The following is a 26,870-nucleotide window of genomic DNA, read 5'->3' on the forward strand; positions in this document are numbered from 1 at the left end:
CTGGACTACGTGAGGTACCCATTCCGGAGACGGGAGAAGAGCGCCGGCTCCCGACTCCCTCTGTCTCGGCAGACTCACCGCGCGCGCTGATCCTGTCGGGGATCCGTTTCCGAAGGGAAAGACAGTGGCACCCGCCAAATCGCAGAAAACGGTCAGTTCGGGTCCGGGTCACGCGGAACCGTTTCCCCTGTCGGCAGCGCAACGGGCCACCTGGTTCGCTCAGCAACTCGAACCCAGGGTCCCGATCTTCATCGCCCAGTACGTCGAATTCGCGGGCGCCCTCGACGTCGACCTGCTCCGGCGGGAGACGGTCGAGGCGGCTCGCGAGTTCGAGTCGCCGTTGCTCAAGGTCGACGACATCGACGGTCAGCCGCTGCAGTACGTCGATCACGCGACCGACACGTCGATCGCCTACCTCGACTTCCGCGGCGAAGACAATCCCGAGGCTGCGGCGCACGACTGGATGGAACGTGACTACGTCACCCCGATAGACCTCAGCACCGATCGCCTGGTGGAGACGTCGATCCTGCAGATCGGTGACACGCACTTCCTCTGGTACAGCCGGATTCACCACGTGGCGCTCGACGGATACGGTGCCATGACGATGCTCCGCCGCATCGCGCACCGCTACTCCGCGTCGGTTGCCGGTCGGGCGCCGGATGCGAACCGCGCGGTGAGTCTGCGGCAGCTGTACGACCTCGACAACCGGTACCGCACGTCCGACCGATTCGTCAGCGACCGGGAGTACTGGGCGCAGCGGGTGGCCGGGGTCGAGGGGACCACTCTGGCTCGCACGACGGGACACGTGTCGGCTACCAGCACGGTCGAGAGCGCCGCACTGTCCGAGGCCGTGGTGGCGGTGCTCGATTCCCGCGACAATCTGTCGGCGGCCACCCTCATCGCCGCTGCCGCCTGCTATCTGTCGCGGCGTACCGGCAGGACCGATGTGCTGGTGACCATCCCGGTGTCGGCGCGGACCACAGCGGTGCTGCGCAATTCAGGCGGGATGCTGGTCAATGTGGCGCCGTTGCCGGTCAGTGTCCGCGGGGAGGACGCCGTCGGCGAGCTCGTCGAACGGGTGCAGCGCGAACTGGTGGGCGCGTTGCGGCATCAGCGGTGCAGTCTCGACGACATCCGCCGCGATGCCGGTGACAAGGCGGCGGAGCTGTACGGGCCCATGGTGAACGTCATGCTGTTCCGTCAGGAGGTGGCGTTGGGCCCCCTGACGGGGGATTTCCACATCGTCACGTCCGGTCCGGTGGAAGACCTGCTGATCAACGTGTACCAGAGCGGGACCCCGACCAAGATTTTCGTCGACTTCCGGGCCAACCCCAGCCGTTACGAGCGCACCGAGCTGCGGGAGCATCATCGACAGTTCCTGGAGCTGCTCGAGGAACTCGCCACCGCCGATCCGCAGTCGCGGGTGGACAGTGTTCACCGGATCAGTGCCCGCACCGGTGAGCGCCTGCTGCGCGAGGCGGCGGAAGTGGAGTACTGGCGCAGGCAGCTGGGTGGGCTGCCCGACCTGCTGCCGTTGCCCAGTGACCGGCCGCGGCCCGCGCAGCTGTCGCAGGCGAGTGATCGAGTGTCCGTGATGCTGACGGGTGCGCTGCACCGACGTGTCGCCGGACTCGCCGCAGCTGCGGGCACCACCACCCGCACGGTGTTCCTCGCGGCTCTGTCGGTTCTGCTCGGCCGGGTCACCGGCAGCGAGGACCTCGCCGTGGGAATCCCGGTGGACGTGAGCGAGCGCACCGATGTCGTCGTGGTCCGGACCCGGTACGCGGGCGAGGTGTCGTTCCGGGACTTCCTGCATCAGGTCCGGGACGTCGCCGCCGAGGCAACGGCCCACACCGAGGTCCCGTTCCAGCAGCTGGTGCGGGAACTCGACATCTCGGTGTCGGATGCGTACGCGCCGATCTTCCAGGTGCTCCTCGACACCCGGGAGGACAGCGCGCGCAGTGCGCCCGTCGCGGGCCTCGATCTGTGCGCGTCGGTCACCGAGGCGATCGACGAGTCGGGTGAACCGGCGGGTGTCACCGTCGAATTCGGCTTTGCCGCCGACCTGTTCGACCCTCACACCATTCGCATCGCGGCCGAGCGGTTCGGCCGCATCCTCGACGCGGTGGCCGCGGACCCGGACGTTCCGATCGGCGACATCGCCATCCTGTCCGACCAGGAACGTGCCGCGCTGACTCCGGTGCGGGGTTTACCCGGCCGGTCCGAGCGAACCCTGTCCGCCCTGTTGGCAGACGCTGCGGCGCTCGATCCGGCGGCGACGGCTCTGTACCAGCAGGGCGAGGAGGTGTCCTATCGGGAATTGGACACCTGGTCGACCCGGGTCGCGCGAGTGCTGATCGATCGTGGGGTGGGCCCCGAGTCGTTCGTGGCGACGGCGTTGCCGCGGTCGTTCCGTTCGGTGGCCTCGGTCTGGGCGGTCACCAAGACGGGTGCGGCATTCGTGCCGGTGGACCCGAACTATCCCGCCGACCGAATCGACTACATGCTCGGCGACTCCGGTGCGGTGGTCGGTCTGACGGAAGAAGCACTGCGTGAGCGGTTGCCCGACTCGATCCCCTGGCTGGCGCTCGACGATCCCGATTTCCGGTCCGAGTGCGCCGCCCGGTCCGACGCGCCGCTGACCGAGGCAGACCTCGAGGGGCCGGTGTCGCTCGACAGCGCCGCGTACCTGATCTACACGTCGGGCTCCACGGGGCAGCCCAAAGGCGTGGTCGTCACGCACCGTGGTCTGGACTCCTTCTCGGTCGACCAACGGGAGCGGTTCGGCGCCACCAGATCGTCTCGCACGCTGCACTTCTCGACGCCCAGTTTCGACGCGTCCGTGTTCGAGTACCTGCAGGCATTCGGGGTGGGGGCGACGATGGTGATCGTGCCGCCGACCACTTACGGGGGCACGGAGATCGCCGATGTACTGCGATCGGAGCGCGTCACGCACGGCTTCATCACCACGGCGGCGCTCAGTACGATTCCGCCGGATTCGCTCGGCGACTTCCTCGACGTCGTCGTGGGCGGGGAGGCCTGCCCGCCCGAACTGGTGGCCCGGTGGGCGCCGGGCCGCCGGTTGCACAACGCGTACGGCCCCACCGAGACCACCGTGATGGCGAACATCAGTGCGCCGATGACACCCGGCGGCCCGATCACCCTGGGCGGGCCGATCCGCGGCACCCAGCAGGTGGTCCTGGACGCTCGGCTGCATCCGGTACCCGTCGGCGCACCGGGCGAGTTGTACATCGCCGGCGCCGGCGTGGCCAGGGGTTATCACGGACGGCCCGCGCTCACCGCTGTGCGGTTCGTCGCCGACCCGTACGGCCCCGGGCGGATGTACCGCACCGGCGACATAGTGCGATGGCGGCCCGACTACACGCTGGAATATTTGCGGCGCAGCGACTTCCAGGTGAAGGTCCGAGGATTCCGGATCGAGCTCGGCGAGATCGACGCCTTACTGCAGGCGCATCAGGACGTGCGGTTCGCGGTCACGACCGGGCGGCCGGGCCCGTCCGGGGACACCGTGCTGGTGTCGTACGTCGTGCCGGCCGCCGGCAGGCCGATCCAGACCGCTGAGCTGTTGCGGCAGGTGCGGAATCGGTTGCCGGCGTACATGGTGCCCGCGGTCGTCATGGTGCTGGACGACATCCCGTTGAACCCGGTCGGGAAGGTAGACCGGGCAGCGTTGCCGGAACCGAAGTTCCTGTCCGCCGCCGCGGAGTTCCGGGCGCCTGCCGATCCGGTGGAGGAATCGATCGTCGAGGTCTTCACGGAGATTCTCGGTGTCGAGCGGATCAGCGTCGACGACAGTTTCTTCGACCTCGGCGGCAACTCGCTGGTTGCGACGCGAGTGATCGCGCGGATCAATGCCGCTTTGGGATCGGACGTGGGCGTGCGTGCCCTGTTCGATGCACCCACCGCCGAACTGCTGGCCGCGCATATCCGGCGTGCGGGTATGCAACTCGCGGATCGCCGGCCTCTCGTCGGGGGTGAGAGGCCCGACCGGATTCCGCTGTCACTGGCACAGCAGCGCATGTGGTTCCTCAATCAGTTCGATACGGGGTCGGTGGCCTACAACATTCCGATGGCGGTACGGCTCCTCGGTCCGCTCGACTCGGACACCCTGAGGGACGCGGTCGGTGACGTGATCGAGCGGCACGAAGCGCTGCGCACCAAGTACCCCGCGTCGGCGGACGGCCCGTACCAGGAGATCGTCGACGCAGCACAGGTCATTCCCGACCTCACCCCGCGGGTCGACGGCGACGAGTCACTGAACGAGCGGATCGAGACGCTCCTCGCCGTCGGGTTCGACGTCAGCCGGGCCGTGCCGCTGCGCGCCGCGCTGCTGTGGATCGGCCCGGACGAACACGTGCTCGTCATGGTGGTGCACCACATCTCGGCCGACGGTGCGTCGCTCGCACCGCTGGCCCGCGATCTCATGGTGGCGTATTCCGCCCGGCGGGCGGGTGCCCGGCCCAACTGGGAACCGTTGCCGGTGCAGTACGCCGACTACAGCGTGTGGCAGCGTGCGCTCCTCGGTAGCCCCGAGGATTCCGGCAGTCTCATGTCCCGGCAGCTCGGGTACTGGCGGGATACGTTGGCGGAACTGCCCGAGGTCACCGATCTGCCGCTCGACCGGAACCGGCCCGCCGCACGGTCACTTCAGGGTCGATGCGCGTCGTTCCCCATCGACGCAGGTCTGCACCGGCAACTGCTTCTGCTTGCGCGCGAGCACAATGCGACGCTGTTCATGGTGATGCACGCGGCCTTCGCCGTGTTGCTGTCGCGCATGTCGGGATCGGGCGACGTGGCTGTGGGCACACCGATCGCAGGGCGCGGTGAGGCGGCGCTGGACGATTTGGTGGGGATGTTCGTCAACACGCTGGTGCTCCGGACCCGGGTCCGGTCGGACGCGTCCTTCATCGACGTGCTCGCCCAGGCCCGTGACACGGACCTCGCTGCGTTCGGGCATACCGATGTGCCCTTCGAGAGCGTCGTCGACGAGCTCGCTCCGGTGCGTTCGACGTCGTATTCACCGCTGTTCCAGGTTTTGCTGGAATTCCAGAACACGGTGCGAGCGCACCTCGAGCTGCCCGGTCTGACCGTCGAAGCGGTGGACGTCGACCCGGGTGTCGCCAAATTCGACCTGCAACTCTCACTGGCGGAGCATTACGACGACAAGGGCTCTGCGGCAGGCATGTCGGCGGGTTTCCTGTACGCCACCGACGTCTTCGAACGCGCGTCGGTGATCAGATTCGGGGAACGGCTCCTCCGCGTACTGCGGGCGGTCGTGACGGATCCGGCCACGACGGTGGGGGACATCGACGTCATGGGCGCGGTCGAGCGTGGCCTCGTGCTGGACCAGTGGAATCACGAGGGCATTCGCGCCGGGTCGCTTACCCTCGTCGAATTGTTCGCACGCGCGGCGGCCCGGACCCCGGAGGCCGTCGCGGTGGTGTGCGGCGAAGACAGGATTACCTACGCCGAGCTCGAGGAACGCGCAAATCGGTTGGCCCGATTGCTGATTGCGCGTGGTGTCGGTACCGAATCGCTGGTCGCCGTGATGGTGGACAGGACACCGAACCTGCTTGTTGCGTTGCTGGCGGTGCTCGGGGCCGGCGGCGGCTACGTCCCGGTCGACGTCAGCTATCCGGCCGAGCGCGTTGCCGCGATGTTCGAGGATGCGCACCCGGTGTGTGCTGTGGTGAGTGCGGAGTTCGGGGCCCTGGCGCCGGACGGCACCGCGCTGGTGGTGATCGACGATCCGGCGACGCACCGCGCCCTGAACAGCTTCTCGGGCCTGCCCGTCACCGACTCGGACCGGTTGCGTCCGCTACGGGCGGACGCCGTCGCCTACGTCATCTTCACGTCGGGATCGACCGGACGCCCGAAGGGTGTTCAGGTATCGCACCGCTGTGTGGTCGCGTTGCTCGCCAACACCCGGGACCTGTTCGGGTTCGACTCGTCCGATGTGTGGACCCTCTTCCATTCGTACGCCTTCGACTTCTCCGTGTGGGAACTGTGGGGGGCACTCGTCCACGGTGGCCGGCTGGTCGTGGTCGACTACTTCACCGCACGGTCTCCCGATACCTTCCTCGAACTGCTGCACCGGGAGCGGGTGACGGTGTTGAACCAGACGCCGACCGCCTTCTACCAGCTGATGGAGGCGGATCGTGCGGCGAGCGCGGTCGAGGACGCCGACGGGGCGGCTCTGTCGTTGCGGTACGTGATCTTCGGTGGTGAAGCGCTCGACATCGGTCAACTCGGCCGGTGGTACTCCCGGCACGACGACCGTGCACCCGTACTCGTCAACATGTACGGCATCACCGAGACCACGGTGCACGTCAGCTTCCTCGCACTCGATCGCGCGCTGTCGTCCGCGGCGTCCGGGTCGGTGATCGGCGGCGGGCTCCCGGGGTTGCGGGTGTATGTCCTCGACGGCCGGCTCCATCCGGTGCCGCCCGGTGTGGTCGGCGAGTTGTACGTGTCCGGCGAACAGGTGTCCCGCGGGTACGTGGGCCGATCCGAGCTGACGGCACACCGTTTCGTTGCCGACCCCTTCGCCCGCGACCGGGTAGGTGCGCGCATGTATCGTTCCGGCGACATCGTGCGGTGGGGCCCCCACGGCCGGCTCGAGTACGTGGGCCGCAGCGACTTCCAGGTACAGCTTCGCGGCTTCCGGGTCGAACTCGGCGAAGTGGAGGCGGCCCTTGCCGCGTGTGCCGGGGTGGCGCAAGCGGTGGTCGTGGTCCGCGTCGACGACCGTGACGGCGATCGGTTGGTGGGGTACGTCGTTCCCGAGGCGGGCGCCGCCGTCGACCCGGCAGCGGTACTCGATGCGGTCGGGTCGTCGGTACCCACGTACATGGTGCCGTCGGCAGTGGTGGTTCTCGACGCGCTGCCTCTGACCGTGAACGGCAAGCTGGATCGTAAAGCGCTGCCGGAACCGGACTTCGGCACGGCGACGGTTGGGTTCGTCGCTCCCCGTAACCCGGTGGAGGAGATCGTCGCCGCGGTGTTCGCCGACCTTCTCGGCATCGCGCGCGTGGGCGCGCACGACAACTTCTTCGACCTGGGCGGCAACTCGCTGACCGCCACCCGGCTGGTGGCGCGCATCAATGGCGCAGTCGGGGACCGTCTCGGCGTGCGCGACGTGTTCGACGCTCCCACCGTGGCCGGGCTCGCCGCCCGTGCCGAGGCGGGGATCGCGGTGGACTGGGCGCGGCCGACGCTGGCCCCGAGGGATCCGGCGCGCGAGGTCCCTGTGTCGCTTGCGCAGCAGCGGATGTGGTTCATCAACCAATTCGACACCGCCTCGGCGGCCTACAACGTGGCCATTGCCCTGCGGCTCGCCGGCACGCTCGATGTACCTGCCCTGCAGGCGGCGATCACCGACGTCGTCGAGCGGCACGAGTCGCTCCGCACCGTCTTTCCTCTGACCGATCGGGGGCCGCGGCAGGTGATACTGCCCGCCGCTGAGGTGGTGCCGATTCTTCACCCGGAGCCCACCACCGGGCTGGACAACCTCCGCGAGCAGGTCGACCGGTTACTGTCGACGGGGTTCGACGTGACGGTGGAAACCCCGCTACGGGCCCGGCTGTTCGAGCGGGGCGTGGCCGAACACGTGCTCGCCGTCGTGGTGCACCATATCGCCGCCGACGGCTTCTCCATGGTGCCTCTTGCTCGCGACGTTCTGGCCGCGTACACCGCCAGACGCCATGAGACTGCACCGGATTGGCGCCCCCTGCCGGTTCAGTACGCCGATTACACCCTGTGGCAGCGGGACTGGCTCGGTCCCGAGGACGATCCGTCGTCGCCGCTCGCACGTCAACTCGGCTACTGGACCACGACTCTCGCCGACCTTCCGGACGTGCTGGAACTTCCCACGGACCGGCCGCGTCCGCCTGCCCGTTCTCTGCAGGGCGGCCGGGTCGAGTTCAGGATTCCTCCCGAACTCCACAAGGACATCGTGCAGGTCGCGCGCACCCACGGCTCCACCGTCTTCATGGCCCTGCACGCGGCCTTGGCGGTGTTGCTGTCGCGGCTGAGCGCCTCGGACGACATCGCCGTCGGCACCCCGATCGCGGGACGAGGCGAGGCCGCGCTCGACGACGTGGTGGGAATGTTCGTGAACACCCTCGTGCTCCGCACCCGCGTCGACGGAGCCCGCACGTTCGCCGAACTCCTCACCGGCGTACGTGAGACCGACCTGGGTGCGTTCACCCATGCGGACGTCCCGTTCGAGCGGGTCGTCGAAAGCCTGCGACCCTCGCGGTCGACGGAGTATTCGCCGCTGTTCCAGGTGATGCTCGAATTCCAGAACACCGAGCGGCCCGTACTGGAACTGCCGGGTCTGCACGTCGAAGCGCTGGACCTCCCCTTCGACACGATCAACTTCGACCTGCAGGTAAGCATGCGCGAGAACACCGACAGTGACGGCGCTCCCGCCGGTGTCACCGCCGCGCTCGGGTACGCCACCGACATCTTCGACGAAGGCACCGTGGCCGGCTTCGCGGAGCGCCTGGTCCGGATCCTGGCCGCAGTCGCGGCCGATCCCGACGTCCGTGTCGGCGACGTCGACGTGCTCGCCCCACTGGAACGGGCCGCCCTGACCTCGGTGACCGGCGGCCCCGGCGTGCCTGCGCGCACGTTGCCCGAACTGCTGGTCGACGCCGCCGTCGACCCGGCCGCCGAGGCGCTGTCCTCCGAGGGGCGGCGCGTGACCTACCGTGACCTCGACGACCGGTCGAACCGGCTCGCGCGACTCCTGATCGCACGCGGGGTGGGTCCGGAACATGTGGTCGCGCTGGCTTTGTCGAGGTCGATCGAGTCGGTAACGGCGGTGTGGGCGGTGGCGAAGTCCGGCGCCGCCTTCGTGCCGGTCGACCCCAACCATCCCGCCGAGCGCATCGAGTACATGCTCGACGACTCCGGCGCCGTGGCCGGCCTCACGACGGCCGAGCTCCGGCCGTCCCTTCCGGGTGCGCTCCCGTGGCTGGCGCTCGACGATCCCGGGATGGAGGCGGAGCTGGCGCTTCTCCCGGCGACGGCGGTGTCGGATACCGACCGGACATCGGCCCTGCAGGTCGATCACCCGGCGTATCTGATCTACACGTCGGGTTCGACCGGCAGGCCGAAGGGAGTGGTGACCACGCACCGTGGCCTGGCGAATTTCGCTGCGGCGCAGCAGCGCACGTTCGCCACGACGTCGGCGACACGAGCGCTGCACTTCGCCTCCCCGAGCTTCGACGCCTCGATTCTCGAGCTGATGCTCGTGGTGGGACCGGGCGCCACGATGGTGATCGCGTCGCCGTCCGTATTCGGCGGCGAGGAATTGTCGGACCTGCTGCGTCGTGAGCGGGTCACCCACTGCTTCGTGACGCCTGCGGCACTGGCCTCCGTCGATCCGGCCGGGCTCGACGACCTGGTCTGTGTGGTCACGGGTGGCGAAGCCTGCCCGCCCGAGCTGGTGGCACGCTGGGCGCCGGGCCGGAACATGTTCGACGCCTACGGGCCGACCGAGTCGACGGTGGTGTCGAGTATCAGTTTCCCGATGGTGCCGGGTGAGCCGGTGACCATCGGGGCACCCACTCTCGGCTTCGGTGAGGCCGTCCTCGACGCGCGGTTGCAGCCGGTGCCGGTGGGAATCGCGGGTGAGTTGTATCTTGCCGGTCCGGCGCTCGCGCGCGGGTATCACCGCCGCTACGCCCTCACCGCCGAACGTTTCGTCGCCAACCCGTTCGGGCCGGCCGGCAGCAGAATGTACCGGACCGGTGACCTCGTGCGGTGGATGAAGGACGGGCAACTGGAGTATCTGGGGCGCACCGACTTCCAGGTGAAGATCCGCGGCTTCCGGATCGAACTGGGCGAGGTGGCCTCGGCGTTGCTCGCACACGAGGATGTGGCGGCCGCCGTCGCGGACGTGCGGCACAGTGCAGGGTCGGCCGATCGCCTGGTCGGGTACGTGGTTCCGGTGCCCGGGGCCGACCTCGACACGGGGGTGCTCCTCGACTTCGCCGGTTCGCGCCTGGCGTCGTACATGGTGCCTGCCGCGATCGTGGTGATCGAGGCGCTGCCGCTGACCGTCCACGGAAAGCTCGACCGGAAGGCATTGCCGGAACCGGATTTCGGCGCTGTCGTCACCGGCGGCCGGGCGCCGGGCACGGAGACGGAGGAACTGCTTGCCGCGTTGTTCCGAGACGTGCTGGGACTGGACTCGGTGGGGGTGGAGGACTCGTTCTTCGCGCTGGGCGGCGACAGCATCATGTCCATCCAGTTGGTCGCGCGGGCGAAGGCGGCGGGTCTGATCCTTTCACCGCGTGATGTCTTCGAGCGCCGCACCGTGGCGGGCCTGGCTGAGGCGGCACACCGCGAGCGACCGGATTCTGTTGTCCTCGAAGAGCTTCCCGGTGGCGGTATCGGTACGGTACCGCCGACGCCCGTCGTCGCGTGGATGCTCGACCGCAGCGGGGGCAAACTGAACCGCTTCTCCCAGGCGGTGCTGGTGACGGCGCCCCCCGGGCTCACCCACGAGGATCTCGTCGGTGCCGTCGGCGCGGTGCTGGATCGGCACGACATGCTGCGTGCACGACTCACCCGGGACGACGGGCAGGAAGGACTGGGCGGGCAGTCGGGGATGACGGTGCTGCCGTCGGGGGCCGTGTCGCCGGAAGCGGTGATCCACCGCGTACCCGTCGCTTCGCTCGACGGCGGGAAGTTCGCCGCGATCGCGGCGGCCGAACTCGATGCGGCGGCGGACCGGCTGGATCCGGCCACCGCGAGCATGGTGCAGCTGCTGTGGTTCGACGGCCCCGACGGACTCGGACGTCTGCTGCTGGTCGCCCATCACCTGGTGGTCGACGGGGTGTCGTGGCGCATCCTGATCACCGATCTGGCTGCGGCGCACGCACGCATCGCCGAAGGCTTCACCGCCGCGTTGCCGGGCATCGGCACGTCGATGCGGAGATGGGCGCACGGACTGGTGGACGCCGCGGAACGACGAAGCGACGAAGTCGAGCTGTGGCAAGCCATGCTCGACGGAGCCGACCCACTCCTCGGTTCCCGGCCGCTGGATCCGGCGATCGACGTCGACACTGCACAGGGCAGTATCACCGTCGAGGTTCCGCCGAGCGTGACGGGCGCCCTGCTCACCACTCTTCCCGCGGCGTTCCACGGCACCGTGGGCGACGGCCTTCTCACCGCGCTGGCGCTGGCCATGATCCGCTGGCGTCGGCAGCGCGGTGTCGACACGACCGATGTCCTGATCAATCTCGAAGGCCACGGTCGCGAGGACCACGTCGTCCCCGGTGCCGACCTGTCCCGGACCGTCGGCTGGTTCACAAGCCTGTTTCCCGCACGTCTCGACCTCACCGGTATCGATGTCGATGCCGTCCTCGTCGGCGGTGCCGCTGCCGGAACCGCGATCAAGACGGTCAAGGAACAACTCCTCGCGATCCCCGACCACGGGATCGGGTTCGGGCTGCTCCGGTACCTGTACCCGGAGACCGGGGAGATGCTCCGCCGGTTCCCGCCGCCGCAGGTGAGCTTCAACTACCTCGGCCGGGTGGCGACCAGCGCGGGTGATGTGCCCTGGCTTCCCGTCGAGGGCAGCTCCGATCTCGGGGGAACACAGAACCCCGACATGCCCGTGGCGTGGGTCGTGGATGTCAACGCCGCGACGACCGTCCGCGACGGCGACCCCGTCCTGACGGCAACGTGGACGTTCCCGACCGGTGTGCTCCGCAGTGCGGACGTGGAAGAGCTCGCCGACCTCTGGGTTCGGACCCTCACCCTGCTGGCCGAACACGCGAACCGGCCTGACGCCGGCGGCCTGACGCCGTCCGACCTCGATCTGGTGTCCCTCGGGCAGGCGGACATCGACGGCCTGGAGAACACGTATCCCGCACTCGCGGACATCTGGCCGCTGTCGCCGTTGCAGGCGGGCCTGCTGTTCCATGCCCAGTTGTCCGAGGAACACGTCGACGCCTACATGGTCCAGTTGGTGCTCGACCTGCACGGCGTCGTCGATGCCGGGCGCCTGCGCCGCGCCGCGCAAGGCTTGCTCGACCAGCATTCCAACCTGCGAGTGGCATTCGCCGAGACCAGCACGGGACCGGTGCAGGTAGTCCTCGACTCCGTCACGGCGCCGTGGTCACACATCGACCTGTCTGGGCAGCCGAGCACCCGGATCACCGCGGAAGTTGCGGCGGCGATGGCCATGGACCGCGCACTCCCGTTCGATATGTCCGCGGCGCCGCTCCTGCGATTCACCCTGCTGCACACCGCACCCGGCCGTTACCGACTGGTGCTCACGCACCACCACATCCTTCTCGACGGCTGGTCGACGCCCTTGGTGATCAAGGACCTGCTCGTCCTGTATGCCACCGCGGGCGACACCACCGCGCTCCCGGCGGTCACCTCCTACCGTGACTACCTGCACTGGATTGCGACACAGGATTCCGAACGGTCCACCGGCGCCTGGGTGTCCGCACTCGCCGGCGCGGACGAGCCGACCATCGTGGCACCCGCCGCGCGCGGCGAGCCGAGCTTCGCCGACCCGGAGGACGTGCGCCTGGACGTGGGAGAGGAGAAGACCCGGGTGCTCGAGGCCCTAGCCCGCGCGCGCGGTCTCACGACCAACACGCTCGTGCAGGTCGCCTGGGGGCTGGTACTCGCGACACTGAGCACCCGCGAGGACGTCACGTTCGGAGCCACGGTGTCCGGACGCCCGCCCGCGATCGCCGGGATCGAGTCGATGGTCGGCCTGTTCATCAACACCGTGCCCGTCCGGCTGCGCCTGCGCCGCGAGGAGACACTCGCCGAACTCCTCGAACGGTTCCAGGCCGAACAGTCCGCCCTCCTCGACCACCACTACGTGGGCCTGACAGAAATCCAGCGCGCCGCTGGAGACGGTGCCGTCTTCGACACGTTGACCGTGTTCGAGTCGTATCCGGTGGACCGGATGGGGCTGTCGGAGAACACGGACATCGACGGCATGCGGCTCGCGGGGGTAGAGGGGATCGACGCCACCCACTATCCGCTCACCCTGATCGCGCATGTGGACACGGCACTGCATCTGCGACTGCGGTACCAGCCGGCCGCGATCGACAGCGAGTTCGCCGAATCCGTGGCGGCCCGGGTCGCCCGGGTCCTGCAGATCATGCTGTCGGACATCGACATTCCGCTCGCCCGGCTGACCCTGCTGTCGGAGGCGGAACTGCAGGAATATACCGCCGTGTCCGGCGCACCGTCCGGCGCACCACGCACGCTGCCCGAGTTGCTCACCCAGGTGGCCGGCGAGCGTCCCGGCGGCGCCGCACTCCTCTTCGAGGGACGGGAGACGAGTTACCGCGAACTCGACGAGCGATCCAACGCCCTGGCTCGCGTGCTGCTCGCGCGGGGCGCCGGACCGGAAACGTTCGTGGCACTCGGCCTTCCGCGCTCACCGGAGTCGGTGCTGTCGGTGTGGTCGGTCGCCAAGGCTGGTGCTGCGTTCGTGCCGGTGGACCCGAACTATCCCGCCGACCGCATCGAGCACATGCTCGCCGACTCCGGTGCGGCGCTCGGGGTGACGACCTCCGCGTACCGGCACCGCCTACCCGATTCGGTGCCGTGGCTGGTGCTCGACGACCCGGATGTCGACGACACTCTGGCCGCCGCGTCCTGCGCTCGCGTCACCGACGTCGATCGCCGTTCACTGCTCGTCGTCGACCACGCCGCGTACGCGATCTATACGTCCGGCTCGACCGGCCGACCGAAAGGTGTCGTGGTCACCCACCGCGGACTGGCGAATCTTCTCGCCGAACAGAGCGCGCACTACGTCATCTCTCGTCAGGCGCGCTGCCTCCACATCTGTTCTCCCAGTTTCGATGTGGCCATCCTCGAGCTGATCCAGTCGTGCGCCGCCGGGGCGACGCTGGTCATCGCGCCCCCCGGGATCTACGGCGGTGCGGAACTCGCGGCGCTGCTGCGGCGTGAACGCGTCACCCACGCGTGCATTACTCCGGCGGTACTCGCCACGGTGGACCGCGACGGCATCGAGCACCTCGAGGTGCTCGTGGTGGCCGGCGATGCGGTCGGTGACGAACTGGTGGCCAACTGGGGTGTGGGCCGGGCGATGTTCAACGGGTACGGGCCTACCGAGGCCACGATTCTCACCACGTTGAGCCGGCCGATGATGCCGGGTGAGCCGGTCACGATCGGCAGCCCGGTGCGCGGCATCACCCTGTCCGTTCTGGACCCGCGACTGCAGCCGGTGCCGGCCGGGGTGCCGGGCGAACTGTACATTTCGGGACCGGCCCTGGCCCGCGGGTACCACCGTCGTCCGTCGCTCACCGCCGAACGGTTCGTTGCCAATCCCCACGGCGCCGGCCGGATGTACCGGACCGGTGATGTCGTGCGGTGGCGCCGCGACCACACCCTGGAGTATCTCGGACGCAGCGACTTCCAGGTCAAGATTCGCGGGCAGCGGGTCGAGCTCGGGGAGATCGACTCCGTCCTCACCACCCACCCGAATCTCGACTTCGCCGCCACCGTGGGAAGGCCCGGCCCGCTCGGCGACACGGCGTTGGTGTCGTATGTCCTGCCGCACGATGGTGACGAAGTGGTGGCGCCGGAGGTACTCGCGTTCGCGGGACGCATCCTGCCCAAGTACATGGTTCCCGCCGCCGTCGTCGTACTCGACGAGATCCCCCTGACACCCGTCGGCAAACTCGACCGGAAAGCGTTGCCGGCGCCCGACTTCGCGTCGACGTCCACGGGTTTCCGGGCGCCTGCCACACCGGTCGAAGAGGCTGTCGCACGGGTCTTCTCGGAGGTCCTCGGAATCGCGCGGGTCGGGGTCGACGACAGCTTCTTCGAACTGGGCGGTGATTCACTCAGCGCCACCCGCGCGATCGCACGCATCAACGCGGCACTCGACGCCGGGGTCGGGGTGGCCGCCCTGTTCGACGCACCGGTAGTGGGAGACCTCGCCGTGCGGATCGAGTCGGCGGCCACCGCGAGTGTTTCCTCGGAGGCTCTCACCGCCCGGCCGCGTCCCGAGCGGGTACCGTTGTCGCTGGCGCAGCAGCGCATGTGGTTCATCAACCAGTTCGACACCTCGTCGCCGGCGTACAACATTCCGATCGCACTGCGACTGACCGGTGTACTCGACCGTGCTGCCCTGCTCGCGTCGGTCGGTGACGTCGTGGAGCGGCACGAATCCCTGCGCACCGTGTTTCCCGGTTCGATCGACGGGCCGCACCAGGTCATCGTCGATCCGGGGCGGGCAACCCCATCCCTGCACCCGGTCACAGTGTCCGGTGACCATGATCTGCGGGACGCGATCGCCGCCCTGGCCGCCACCGGCTTCGATGTGAGCGTCGACGTGCCGTTCCGGGCGACTCTTTTCGAGGTCGATGCCGAGTCACACGTTCTTGCCATCGTCGTCCATCACATCGCGGCCGACGGGTTCTCGATGATGCCGCTGGCCCGCGACATCATGCTCGCCTACACCGCTAGAACCATGGGGGAGACACCCGCGTGGACTCCGCTGCCGGTGCAGTACGCCGACTTCAGCGTGTGGCAGCGGGGCGTTCTCGGCGCCGAGGAGGACCCCGACTCTGTTCTGTCGAGACAACTCGGGTACTGGACCCGCACCCTGTCCGGGATACCGGAGGTGCTGCAGATCCCGCTGGACCGGCCGCGCCCGCCCCAGCGCTCGTACCGCGGCGACGTCGTGGAGTTCACCGTGCCCAAGCAGCTGCACACAGCGCTGAACGAGATTGCCTCCGAGCATAATTCGACGCTATTCATGGTGGTGCATGCCGCCTTCGCAGTGCTGCTGTCGAGGTTGTCCGGAACGGACGACGTTCCGATCGGCACACCGGTCGCCGGCCGGGGGCAGGCGGTACTCGACGACGTCGTGGGCATGTTCGTCAACACCCTGGTTCTACGAACTCCGGTGGACGGCGGGGCATCTTTCTCCGAGGTGCTGACCGCGGTGCGGTCGGTGGACCTCGGTGCATTCGAGCACGCCGACATCCCGTTCGAGCGGCTGGTCGATCAGCTCACCCCGGAGCGGTCGACCGCTCACGCCCCGCTGTTCCAGGTACTCATCGAGTTCCGCAACGCCACCGGCACCCGCCTCGAGCTGCCCGGCCTCGTCGTCGACTCGCTCGAGGTCGATCTCGGCGTCGCGAAGTTCGACCTCGAACTGAGCCTCGCCGAACACGTCGACGAGGACGGCGCCCCCGCCGGAATCGGCGCGGGTCTCCGATACGCCACCGACGTGCTCGATCGCGCATCCGTCCTCCGTCTCGGGGAGCGCTTCGTGCGTCTACTCGAATCGGTGACCTCCGACGCGTACACGCCCGTCGGGGACATCGACATCCTCGACCCCGGCGAACGCGACCGCCTCCTGCCCGCCCCTGCCGCGGCCGAGCCGGCCGAGCCGGTGACGACACTGCCGGAGCTCTTCGCCCGTGCCGCGGAACGGAACCTCGCAGCGACGGCCGTCGTGTACGAGGGCGCTTCGCTCACGTACCGAGAACTCGACGCGCGGTCGAATCGCCTCGCACGGCTCCTGATCGCCCGAGGCGCAGGCCCCGAATCGCTGGTAGCGGTGGCCACAGCACGATCCCTCGAACTCGTGGTGGCGTTGCTTGCGGTGGTGAAGTCGGGCGCAGGGTACGTTCCGGTCGACGTCACATACCCGGCCGAGCGGCTGGCTTTCCTGTTCGCCGACGCACGACCGGTGTGCGTGCTGACCACCGAGGCAGAAGCCGAATCGGTGCGCACGCAGGGCTTTCCGACCATTGTTGTGGACAGCCCCGACACCGTGGCCGAATTGGGCGGTGTGTCGGCCCTGCCGGTGACCGACGCGGAGCGGACCGGACCCCTGCACCCGGATGCCGTCGCGTACGTCATCTACACCTCCGGGTCGACGGGGCAACCGAAAGGCGTTCAGGTATCGCACCGCAACGTCGGCACCCTCTTTGCACAGACTCAGCCGCTCTTCGGGTTCGATGCCTCCGACGTGTGGACCATGTTCCACTCTGCTGCGTTCGATTTCTCCGTCTGGGAGTTGTGGGGTGCCCTCCTCCACGGCGGACGGCTCGTGGTGGTCGACTACTTCACGACGAGGACACCCGACACGTTCCTGCGATTACTCCGCGACGAGCGGGTGACGGTGCTGAACCAGACGCCTACCGCTTTCTACCAGCTGGCGGAGGAGGACCGGGTGGCCGGCGGCACCGAGTTGGCGCTGCGTTACGTCATCTTCGGCGGTGAAGCCCTCGACCTGGCGCAACTGACCCGCTGGTACAGCCGGCACGACGACTCGGCACCGACGTTGGTCAACATGTACGGCATCACGGAGACGACCGTGCATGTCAGTCACCTGCCGATGACCGAGGCGCTCGCCGCCGGGGCCTCGGCGTCCGTCATCGGGCGGGCACTCCCGGGACTGCGCGTGTACGTGCTCGACGGGCGACTCCACCCGGTGCCGCCCGGAGTGGTGGGGGAGCTCTACGTGTCGGGCGCGCAGGTCTCGCGCGGATACCTCGGCCGGTTCTCCCTCACCTCCACCCGGTTCGTCGCAGATCCGTACGTGCCGGGTTCCCGGATGTACCGGTCGGGCGACCTGGGTCGGTGGAACGCGGACGGGCAACTGGAATACCTCGGCCGCAACGACTTCCAGGTTCAAGTGAAGGGCTTCCGGATCGAGCTCGGTGAGGTGGAATCCGCGCTTCTCGCCTGCGAAGGGGTGGCGCAGTCGGTCGTGTTGTCGCGCCGTGAACGATTGGTGGGCTACGTCGTACCCGAGGCTAGCCGGTCGCTGGACCCGTCGTGGATCATCGAAACGCTGGGCGGCCGGCTGGCCGCGCACATGGTTCCGGCCGCCGTGGTGGTGCTCGAGAGCCTGCCGCTCACGGTGAACGGAAAGCTCGACCGGCGTGCGCTGCCTGATCCCGACTTCGGGCGGCAGGTGTCGATCGGGCGTGTTCCGGCAACCGAGACGGAACGCATACTCGCAGATTTGTTCGCCGAGGTGCTGGGTCTCGAGTCGGTCGGCGTCGACGACTCGTTCTTCGCCGTCGGCGGCGACTCCATCATGTCGATCCAGCTCGTCACCCGGGCGAAGGCGTCCGGGGTGGGCATCACCCCGCGGGACGTGTTCGAGCGCAAAACCGTGGCCGCCCTCGCCGAGATCGCGACGGCGGGAGAGCAGGCGATCACCCTCGACGAGTTGCCCGGGGGAGGCGTCGGCGAGGTTCCCCTCACGCCGATCGTGCAGTGGATGCTGGGCAGGGGAGGAGACTTCCGCCGGTACTCGCAGGCCGCACTGTTCACCACCCCCGCCGACCTGGACGCGGCCACGCTGACGGCGGCCCTGCAGGCGGTCCTCGACCGTCACGACATATTGCGGGCCCGACTGTCCCGAAGCGAACGGGCGGAGCACGGTTGGTCGATGGTGGTGCAGCCGACCGGCTGGATGCGGGCCACCGCGGTCGTGCGCACGGTGCCCCTCGACCTCCCGGACACCGAGCGAGGAGCCGAGGAGACGTTCGGTGACATCGCCGCGCGGGAACTCGACGCGGCCACCGACCGGCTGGACCCGGAGTCGGGTGTGATGGTTCAGGTGGTGTTGTTCGAGAGCGCGGCCACCCCCCGGACCGCCGGACGGCTGCTGATCGTCGCCCATCACGTCGTCGTCGACGGGGTGTCGTGGCGGATCCTGATCCCCGACCTCGCCACGGCGTGCGCCCAGGTGCAGTCGGGGGTGTCGCCGGCCCTGCCCGCCGTCGGAACGTCGATGCGCCGGTGGGCGCACGGGCTTGCCGACGCGGCGCTGGAACCGAGTCGCACCGAGGAACTCGCGTTGTGGCGAGGGATGCTCGGCGCACCGGACCCCCTGCTCGGCTCCCGAACCCTCACCGCATCCGACATCCGGACCGCCGAGGTCGAGGTACGGGTGCCGGTGGACGTGACCGAGGCGCTGCTGACCGCGGTCCCGCAGGCCTTCCACGGCAGCGTGGGGGACGGCTTGCTGACGGCCCTGACCCTGGCGCTGGTGCGATGGCGGCGGGCACGCGGAATCGAATCCGAGGGCGCTCTCGTCACTCTCGAAGGACACGGACGTGAGGAGCAGGTGGTTCCGGGGGCCGATCTCGCCCGGACGGTGGGCTGGTTCACCAGCATCTTCCCCGTCCGGCTCGACCTCACCGGGGTGGACGTGGACGACGCCTTCGCCGGAGGCCCGGCGGCGGCGGTCGCGCTCAAGGCCGTGAAGGAGCAACTGCACGCCATCCCCGACCACGGCATCGGTTTCGGCCTTCTGCGGTATCTCAATCCCGAGACGGCGCTCCCGCTGTCGGCTCTGCCTTCACCGCAGTTGAGTTTCAACTACCTCGGCAGGCTTGGTGCCGCCTCCTCCGGGGACGGCGATTGGACCCCGATTTCCGAGGCCGGACTGGCCGAGGCAGCACACACGGGTCTGCCCGTGCCTGCTGCGGTCGACGTGAACGCCAGAACCACCGACTCCGGCGCGGGCCCCGAACTGGCCGCCACGTGGGCGTTCCCGCTCGGGGTGCTCACCACAGCGGATGTCGGTGAGCTGGCGCAGCTGTGGGTGTCTGCCCTCGCCGCGCTGACCACGCAGGTGAAGTCCGGGGGTGGCGGTTTCACCCCGTCCGATCTGAACCTGGTCCGTCTCGATCAGGGTGCGATCGACGACCTGGAGCGGCGTTACCCGTCGATGATCGACGTGTGGCCGCTGTCGCCGTTGCAGGCGGGCATGTTGTTCCATGCCGAGCTGGCCGACGAGTCGGTGGATGCCTACCTCGTCCAACTGAGCCTCGAACTCGACGGCCACGTGGACGCGTCCCGGCTGCACCGGGCGGCCGCCGCACTCCTCGAGCGGCACCCCAATATGCGCACCGCCTTCGTCCACGACACCGAAGGGCGGGCCGTGCAGGTCGTAGAACGCGGAGTGACCGTGCCGTGGCGGGAGATCGACCTGAGCACGTTCGGTGACGATGGAGCCGTCGTCGAACTCGAGCGGCTGCTCGCGGCCGACCGGACCACCCCGTTCGACATGGCGACGGCCCCGCTGATCCGGTTCCTGCTCGTGACCATGCCGGGCGGTCGATACCGGCTGGTGTCGACGAACCATCACATCCTCCTCGACGGCTGGTCGATGCCGTTGCTGATCCGGGAACTGCTCACGCTGTATGCCACGGACGGCGACCTGTCACCGTTGCCGCGGGTGCGCGACTATCGCGACTACCTCGCGTGGATGACCGGACGCGACCCCGATGCGTCGGCCCGGGCGTGGGCGAACGCCCTTGCCGGCGTGGAGGAACCGACGTTGCTCGTCCCCGGGGACCGCGCCCGGCGCCTCTCCACCGTGTCGCGGGAGTGGGTGTTCGACCTCGACGAGGACCAGACCGACCGCTTGCGCGAGTACGCGCGTTCGCGGGGGCTGACCCTCAACAGCATCGTGCAGACCGCCTGGGCAATCGTGCTCGGGATGCTCACTGGACGAGGCGACGTCGTCTTCGGCGCGACCGTGTCCGGGCGGCCGCCGGAGCTGTCCGGCATCGAGACGATGATCGGCCTGTTCATCAACACCGTGCCGGTGCGGGTGACGTTGCGCCCTGACGACACGCTGGGCGCGCTCCTCGAGCGGGTGCAGGCCGAACAGGCGGCCATGCTCGACCACCACTACACCGGTCTCGCGCAGATACAGGAAGTGGCGGGGGCGGGCGTGGGGTTCGACACGCTGACGGTGTTCGAGTCGTATCCGGTGGACCGCGCCGGGATGTCGGAAGACACCGATATCGCGGGCCTGCGGGTAATCGGCGTGGAGGCGGCCGACGCCGCCCACTACCCACTGAGTCTCGTCGCCTCGGCGGAGGCCAGGCTGCATCTGAAGTTCGAGTACCTTCCCGACCTCTTCGACGCGCGCGCGGTCGAGAGCATCGCGGGGCGGGTGGTGCGGGTACTCGAAGCCTGCGGCGGTCCCGACGTGCCGCTCGCGGGACTGTCGCTGCTCACCGATCGCGAACGCGACACGTTGGTGCCGGTGCGCGGCGCGCCGGGCGTCTCCACTCGAACGCTCGCACAACTATTCGCGGACGCGGCCGCGCAGGATCCCGATGCGGTGGCGCTCTCGTCCGGCGACCGGGACGTGTCCTACCGGGAGCTCGACGAACTGTCGAACCGCCTCGCGCGCGTCCTCCTCTCCCGCGGCGCCGGCCCCGAAATCTCTGTGGCCGTCGGTATTCCGCGCTCGGTCGAGTCGATGCTGTGCCTGTGGGCGGTGGCCAAGGCCGGGGCCGTCTTCGTCCCGGTCGACCCGAATTATCCCGACGAGCGCATCGCGCACATGCTCACCGATTCCGGATGCGCCCTCGGCCTGACGACGGCAGAACATCGGCCCCGGCTGCCCGGCGACACCACCTGGCTCGTTCTCGACGAACCGTCGTTCGTCGACGAGTGCGCGTCCACGTCCGCGGTACCGGTGACCGACAACGAACGCGCCGCTCCCGTCACACTCGACAGCGCCGCCTACCTCGTCTACACGTCGGGTTCCACCGGCCTGCCCAAGGGTGTCGTGGTGTCGCATCGCGGCCTCGACAACTTCGCGCGCGAACAACTCGCCCGCTTCAGCGCCGGTCCGGGGTCGCGCACACTGCACTTCTCGACACCGAGTTTCGACGGGGCCGCGTTCGAATACCTGCTGGCGTTCGGAGCCGGAGCGACGATGGTGATCGCACCGCCCACCATGTTCGGCGGTGACGAACTCGCCCACCTCATCGCACGCAGACGTGTCACCCATGCGTTCGTAACCACCTCGGCGCTCGCGTCCCTCGATCCGGCCGGACTGGAACACTTCACCGACGTCACCGTCGGCGGGGAAGCCTGCCCACCCGACCTCGTGTCCCGGTGGGCGCCCGGGCGCCGGCTGTACAACGGTTACGGGCCGACCGAGACCACGATCATGTCGAACATCAGCGAGCCCCTGGTCGCCGGTGAGCCCGTCACGATCGGCGGGCCGATCCGCGGGGTCACCGAGCTGGTACTGGACGCGCGCTTGCAGCCGGTGCCCGTGGGTGTCCCGGGAGAGCTGTACGTGGCCGGGGCGGGCCTGGCTCGCGGCTACCACCGCCGTCCCGGGCTCACCGCCGAACGTTTCGTGGCCGACCCCGCAGGATCCGGCGAACGCATGTATCGAACCGGCGATATCGTGCGCTGGACTGCCGACCGGACCATCGAGTACGTGGGCCGTCGCGACTTCCAAGTGAAGGTTCGTGGATTCCGCATCGAGCTCGGCGAGATCGACGCCAACCTCACGGACGAGCGGGACGTCCGATTTGCGGTCACCGTCGCGCATCGCGGTCCCGCGGGCGACACGCTCCTCGCGTCGTATGTGGTGCCGATACCCGGCCGCCAACTCGACACCGCCGAGATCGGCCGGCACCTCGCCGAACGTCTGCCCGGCCACATGGTGCCGTCGTCGATCACCGTGCTGGAGAAGATTCCGCTCACCGCGGTCGGCAAGCTCGACCGCAGGGCACTGCCGATACCCGATTTCGGACTTGCCGCAGGCGAATACCGCGCGCCCGCGAATCCGGTGGAGGAGACGGTGGCCGACACGTTCGCCGAGGTCCTGGGCATTGACCGGGTAGGTGCGGACGACAACTTCTTCGACCTCGGCGGCAACTCCCTCAGCGCCACCCGCGCCGTGGCCCGCCTCCGCGGTGCCCTTGGTGCCGATGTCGGCGTCCGGGTGCTGTTCGAGGCGCCGACGGTCGCCGCGTTGGCCGCGCGCATCGAACACGCGGGCGCAGGCCCGTCGGGTCGCCCCGCCCTCACCGCGGGGCCTCGTCCCGACCGCATCCCGCTGTCGTACGCGCAGCAGCGCATGTGGTTCATCAACCAGTTCGATACGTCGTCGCCGGCATACAACATTCCGATGCTGGTGCGGCTCACCGGCGAACTCGACGTCGAGGCACTGGCTTCCGCGCTCACCGACGTCGTGGCCAGGCATGAATCGCTGCGCACCCGTTTCCCGCTCAGGGACGGTGAGCCCGTGCAGGAGATACTCGAACCGGCGGTTCCCGATCTCATGCCGATCGCCCTCACCGACGAGTCCGTGCTCGGGCAGGAACTGACGCGATTCGTGTCGACCGGTTTCGACGTCACGACCGCCCCGCCGCTGCGCATCGCCCTGTTCTCGCTCGGCGACGCCACTTCCGTACTCGCCGTGGTGGTCCACCACATCTCGGCGGACGGATTCTCGATGGCGCCGCTGGTGCGCGACGTGATGATCGCCTACGAATCCCGCGTGCGGGGCCTGCCACCGGCCTGGACGCCGCTGCCCGTCCAGTACGCCGATTACACGTTGTGGCAGCGGCGACTGCTGGGCTCCGAGGACGATCCCGAGTCGTTGCTGTCGCGGCAACTCGCATTCTGGGAGTCGAACCTGTCCGGGCTCCCCGAACTCCTCGAACTTCCCACCGATCATCATCGGCCCGCTCAGCAGTCGTTCATCGGCGACCGGGTGCGGTTCGTGGTGGACGCCGAGCTGCATGAGCGAATTCGGGCAGCGGCGCGGCTGCATCACTCGACGGAGTTCATGATCGTTCACGCCGCGCTGGCCTTGCTACTCGGCCGCCTCGGCGGTACCGGGGACGTCGTGATCGGCACCCCCATCGCCGGACGTGGGGAAGCGGCACTCGACGATCTGGTGGGGATGTTCGTCGGCACGCTCGCCCTGCGCAGTACCGTCGAACCGGGACAACCCTTCTCGGGTCTCCTCGCGCAGGTGCGGGACGCGGACCTCGCTGCGTTCGCGCATGCCGACGTTCCCTTCGAGCGCGTGGTGGACGCGGTGGGACCGGTGCGCTCTACCGCTCATTCACCGATCTTCCAGGTTTCCCTGGAGTTCCAGAACAACGAGCGCCCCGTGCTGACATTACCGGGACTGCGGGTGGAGGGCCTCGACCCTGCCCTCGACGTCGTGAAGGTCGACCTCGAGGTAATTCTCGCCGAGAAATTCGATGCCGACGGCGCGGCGGACGGGATGGACGGTGCCATCGACTTCGCCACCGACCTGTTCGACGCGAGCACGGTACAGGGCTTCGCGGAGCGGTTCGTGCGTATCCTCACCGCCGTTACGGCGGAGCCGCGGATCCCCGTCGGCGACATCGAGATACTTCGCGCTGACGAGGTCGCGGAACTGACGCCTGCCCGGGGACCGCTCGATGCGCTCGCTCTGTTGCTGCCGGACCTGCTGGCTGCGGCAGCCGAGCACAACCCGGCTGCAGCAGCGATCCGTTATCAGGGTCGGTCGATGTCGTACCGCGAACTCGACGAGGCCTCGAACCGCTTGGCGCGCAGACTGATCGAGCTGGGTGTCGGACCGGGAACTTCGGTGGCCCTGAGCGTGTCGCGGTCGGTCGAGTCGGTGCTGTCGGTGTGGTCCGTCGCCCGGACCGGCGCGGCGTTCCTGCCCGTCGATCCGGGATATCCCCTCGAACGGATCGAGCACATGCTCGCCGACTCCGCCGCGGTGTCCGGCATCACGGTCCGCGCACATCGAGATCGTCTGCCCGACCTCGTGACCTGGCTCGTGCTCGACGATCCGGATGAAGAGAACCGGATAGCCGCACAGTCGCCCGACCCGGTCACCGATGCTGATCGCACTGCGCCGCTGCACGAATGGCATCCCGCCTACCTGATCTACACGTCGGGCTCCACCGGAATGCCGAAGGGTGTGACGGTCACCCACCGTGGCCTGGCGAATCTGGCGGCCGAGGAACGCGACGTGCTTGCCGTCACCGATCACTCCCGGGTGCTGCACTTCGCGTCGCCGAGCTTCGATGCGTCGGTATTCGAATTGGTCATGGCATTCTGTGCGGGTGCCACCCTGGTGATCGCGCCCCCCACGATCTACGGCGGCACGGAACTTGCCGAACTTCTCGGCAGCGAACGAGTGTCCCACGGGTTCGTCACCCCCACGGCGCTGGCATCGATGGACCCTGTCGGCTTCGAATCCTTGCGGACGCTGGTCGTTGCCGGAGAGGCGTGCCCACCGGAACTCGTCGCCCGCTGGGCACCGGGCCGCCGGATGTTCAATGCCTACGGGCCCACCGAAACCACGATCATGTCGAACATCAGTGCCGCTCTGGTGCCTGGTGAGCCGATCACCCTCGGAGCTCCCACCCGGGGGGTGTCGGAGGTGGTCCTCGACTCCCGCCTGCGGCCGGTTCCGGTGGGTGTGGTGGGTGAGCTGTACGTGTCGGGGCGGGCACTGGCCGCGGGCTATCACCGACGGCCTGCGTTGACGGCGTCGCGTTTCGTGGCCGCCCCCTGGGGTGCTCCGGGGGAGCGGATGTATCGCACCGGTGACGTGGTGCGCTGGCGGTCGGACGGAACGCTGGAGTATGTGAGCCGCAGTGACTTCCAGGTGAAGATCCGCGGTTTCCGCATCGAGCCCGGAGAGATCGACGCCGCTCTCACCGATCACCCCGCGGTCGGGTATGCCGTGACGATCGGCCGGTCCGGGCCGAGTGGCGAGTCACTCCTCGTGTCCTATGTGCGCCCGGCGGGAGGCGGGAACGTCGACACCGCCGAACTGATCCGCTTCGTCGGTGAGCGGCTACCCGCACACATGGTGCCCGCCGCCATCGTCGTGCTCGATCAGATTCCGCTGACCCCGGTGGGAAAGTTGGACCGCGCCGCCCTGCCGGCGCCGGAGTTCCTCTCCGGGCACCGGTTCCGGCCACCCGCGAACGATCTCGAGGCGGTGGTCGTCGACGTCTTCACCGAGATCCTCGGCGTCGACGGAATAGGTGCGGACGACAACTTCTTCGAGAGGAGCGGCAACTCACTGCTCGCCACCAAGGTGGCCGGGGCGCTTCAGCAAAGACTGGACCGAAAGATCCCGTTGCAGTGGATGTTCCTCGATCCGACACCGTCGGGGATCGCCCGCCGACTCGCCCTGCCGACTGCCGCGGGAGGAGTGGAGGATGTGCTGGCGGTGCTGATTCCGTTGCGCAGCGAGGGCACAGAGCGCCCGCTGTTCTGCGTGCACCCCGGCATCGGACTCTCCTGGGGGTACGCCGGCCTCGTCCGTCACCTGCCCGCCGACCGCCCCGTCTACGGACTGCAACTGCCGACGATCAGCGGTGACGGCGAATACTCGTCTCTCGAGCAACTTGCGCACCGCTACGTCGAGGAAATGAAGGCAGTCCAGCCCGAGGGCCCGTACGACCTGCTCGGCTGGTCGCTCGGCGGCGTGATCGCCCACGCTATGGCCGTCGAGCTTCAACACGACGGTGACGAGGTCGGGGTGCTGGCCGTGATGGACAGCTATCCCGACAACGGTGAGGACCCACTGTTCGGGAAGCTCGACATGAACGATCTCCTACGCGGACTCGGCCTCGTCGTCGACATCGAGGGCGACCTCACCTACGAAGAAGCGGCCCGGCTGCTCAACGAATCCTGGGGAACCGACTCCGGGGTGCGAGCCGAGCATCTCGAGCGGATCAACGCCGGGTACGAGAACTCCCGAAACCTCGTCCACCGCTTCGTGCCCCAGGTGTACGACGGCAGCCTGCTCATCTTCCCGGCGACCGCCGCCGACGACACCACCACGCGACCGCGGTCGGCACAGGAATGGCAACCCCTCGTCACCGGGAACATCGACGAGCACCCGGTGGACTGCGGCCACAACGACATGATCGAGCCGCAGTCCCTCGCCGTCATCGGACCCGTGCTTACGCGATACCTCGAAGCCCGAGGGGGGCCGACGCCATGACGCTGCTCGCCACCTGGGCCGCCACCAACCTCGGCAACACCAAGCCGTCGATACT

Annotated in this window: 1 protein-coding gene; it reads left to right on the plus strand. The window is 68.6% G+C overall.

Going from position 1 to position 26,870, the window contains the following annotated elements:
* Window positions 1–124: 124 nt before the first annotated feature.
* The gene (locus HYG77_RS20390) at window positions 125–26,815 is read left to right on the plus strand and encodes a non-ribosomal peptide synthase/polyketide synthase (RefSeq protein ID WP_208960396.1); all 26,691 of its coding nucleotides are present in this window, start codon (window positions 125–127) and stop codon (window positions 26,813–26,815) included.
* Window positions 26,816–26,870 lie beyond the last annotated feature (55 nt).

It is taken from the genome of Rhodococcus sp. ZPP (genome assembly GCF_017656075.1).
Taxonomy (GTDB): Bacteria; Actinomycetota; Actinomycetes; order Mycobacteriales; family Mycobacteriaceae; genus Rhodococcus_F; species Rhodococcus_F oxybenzonivorans.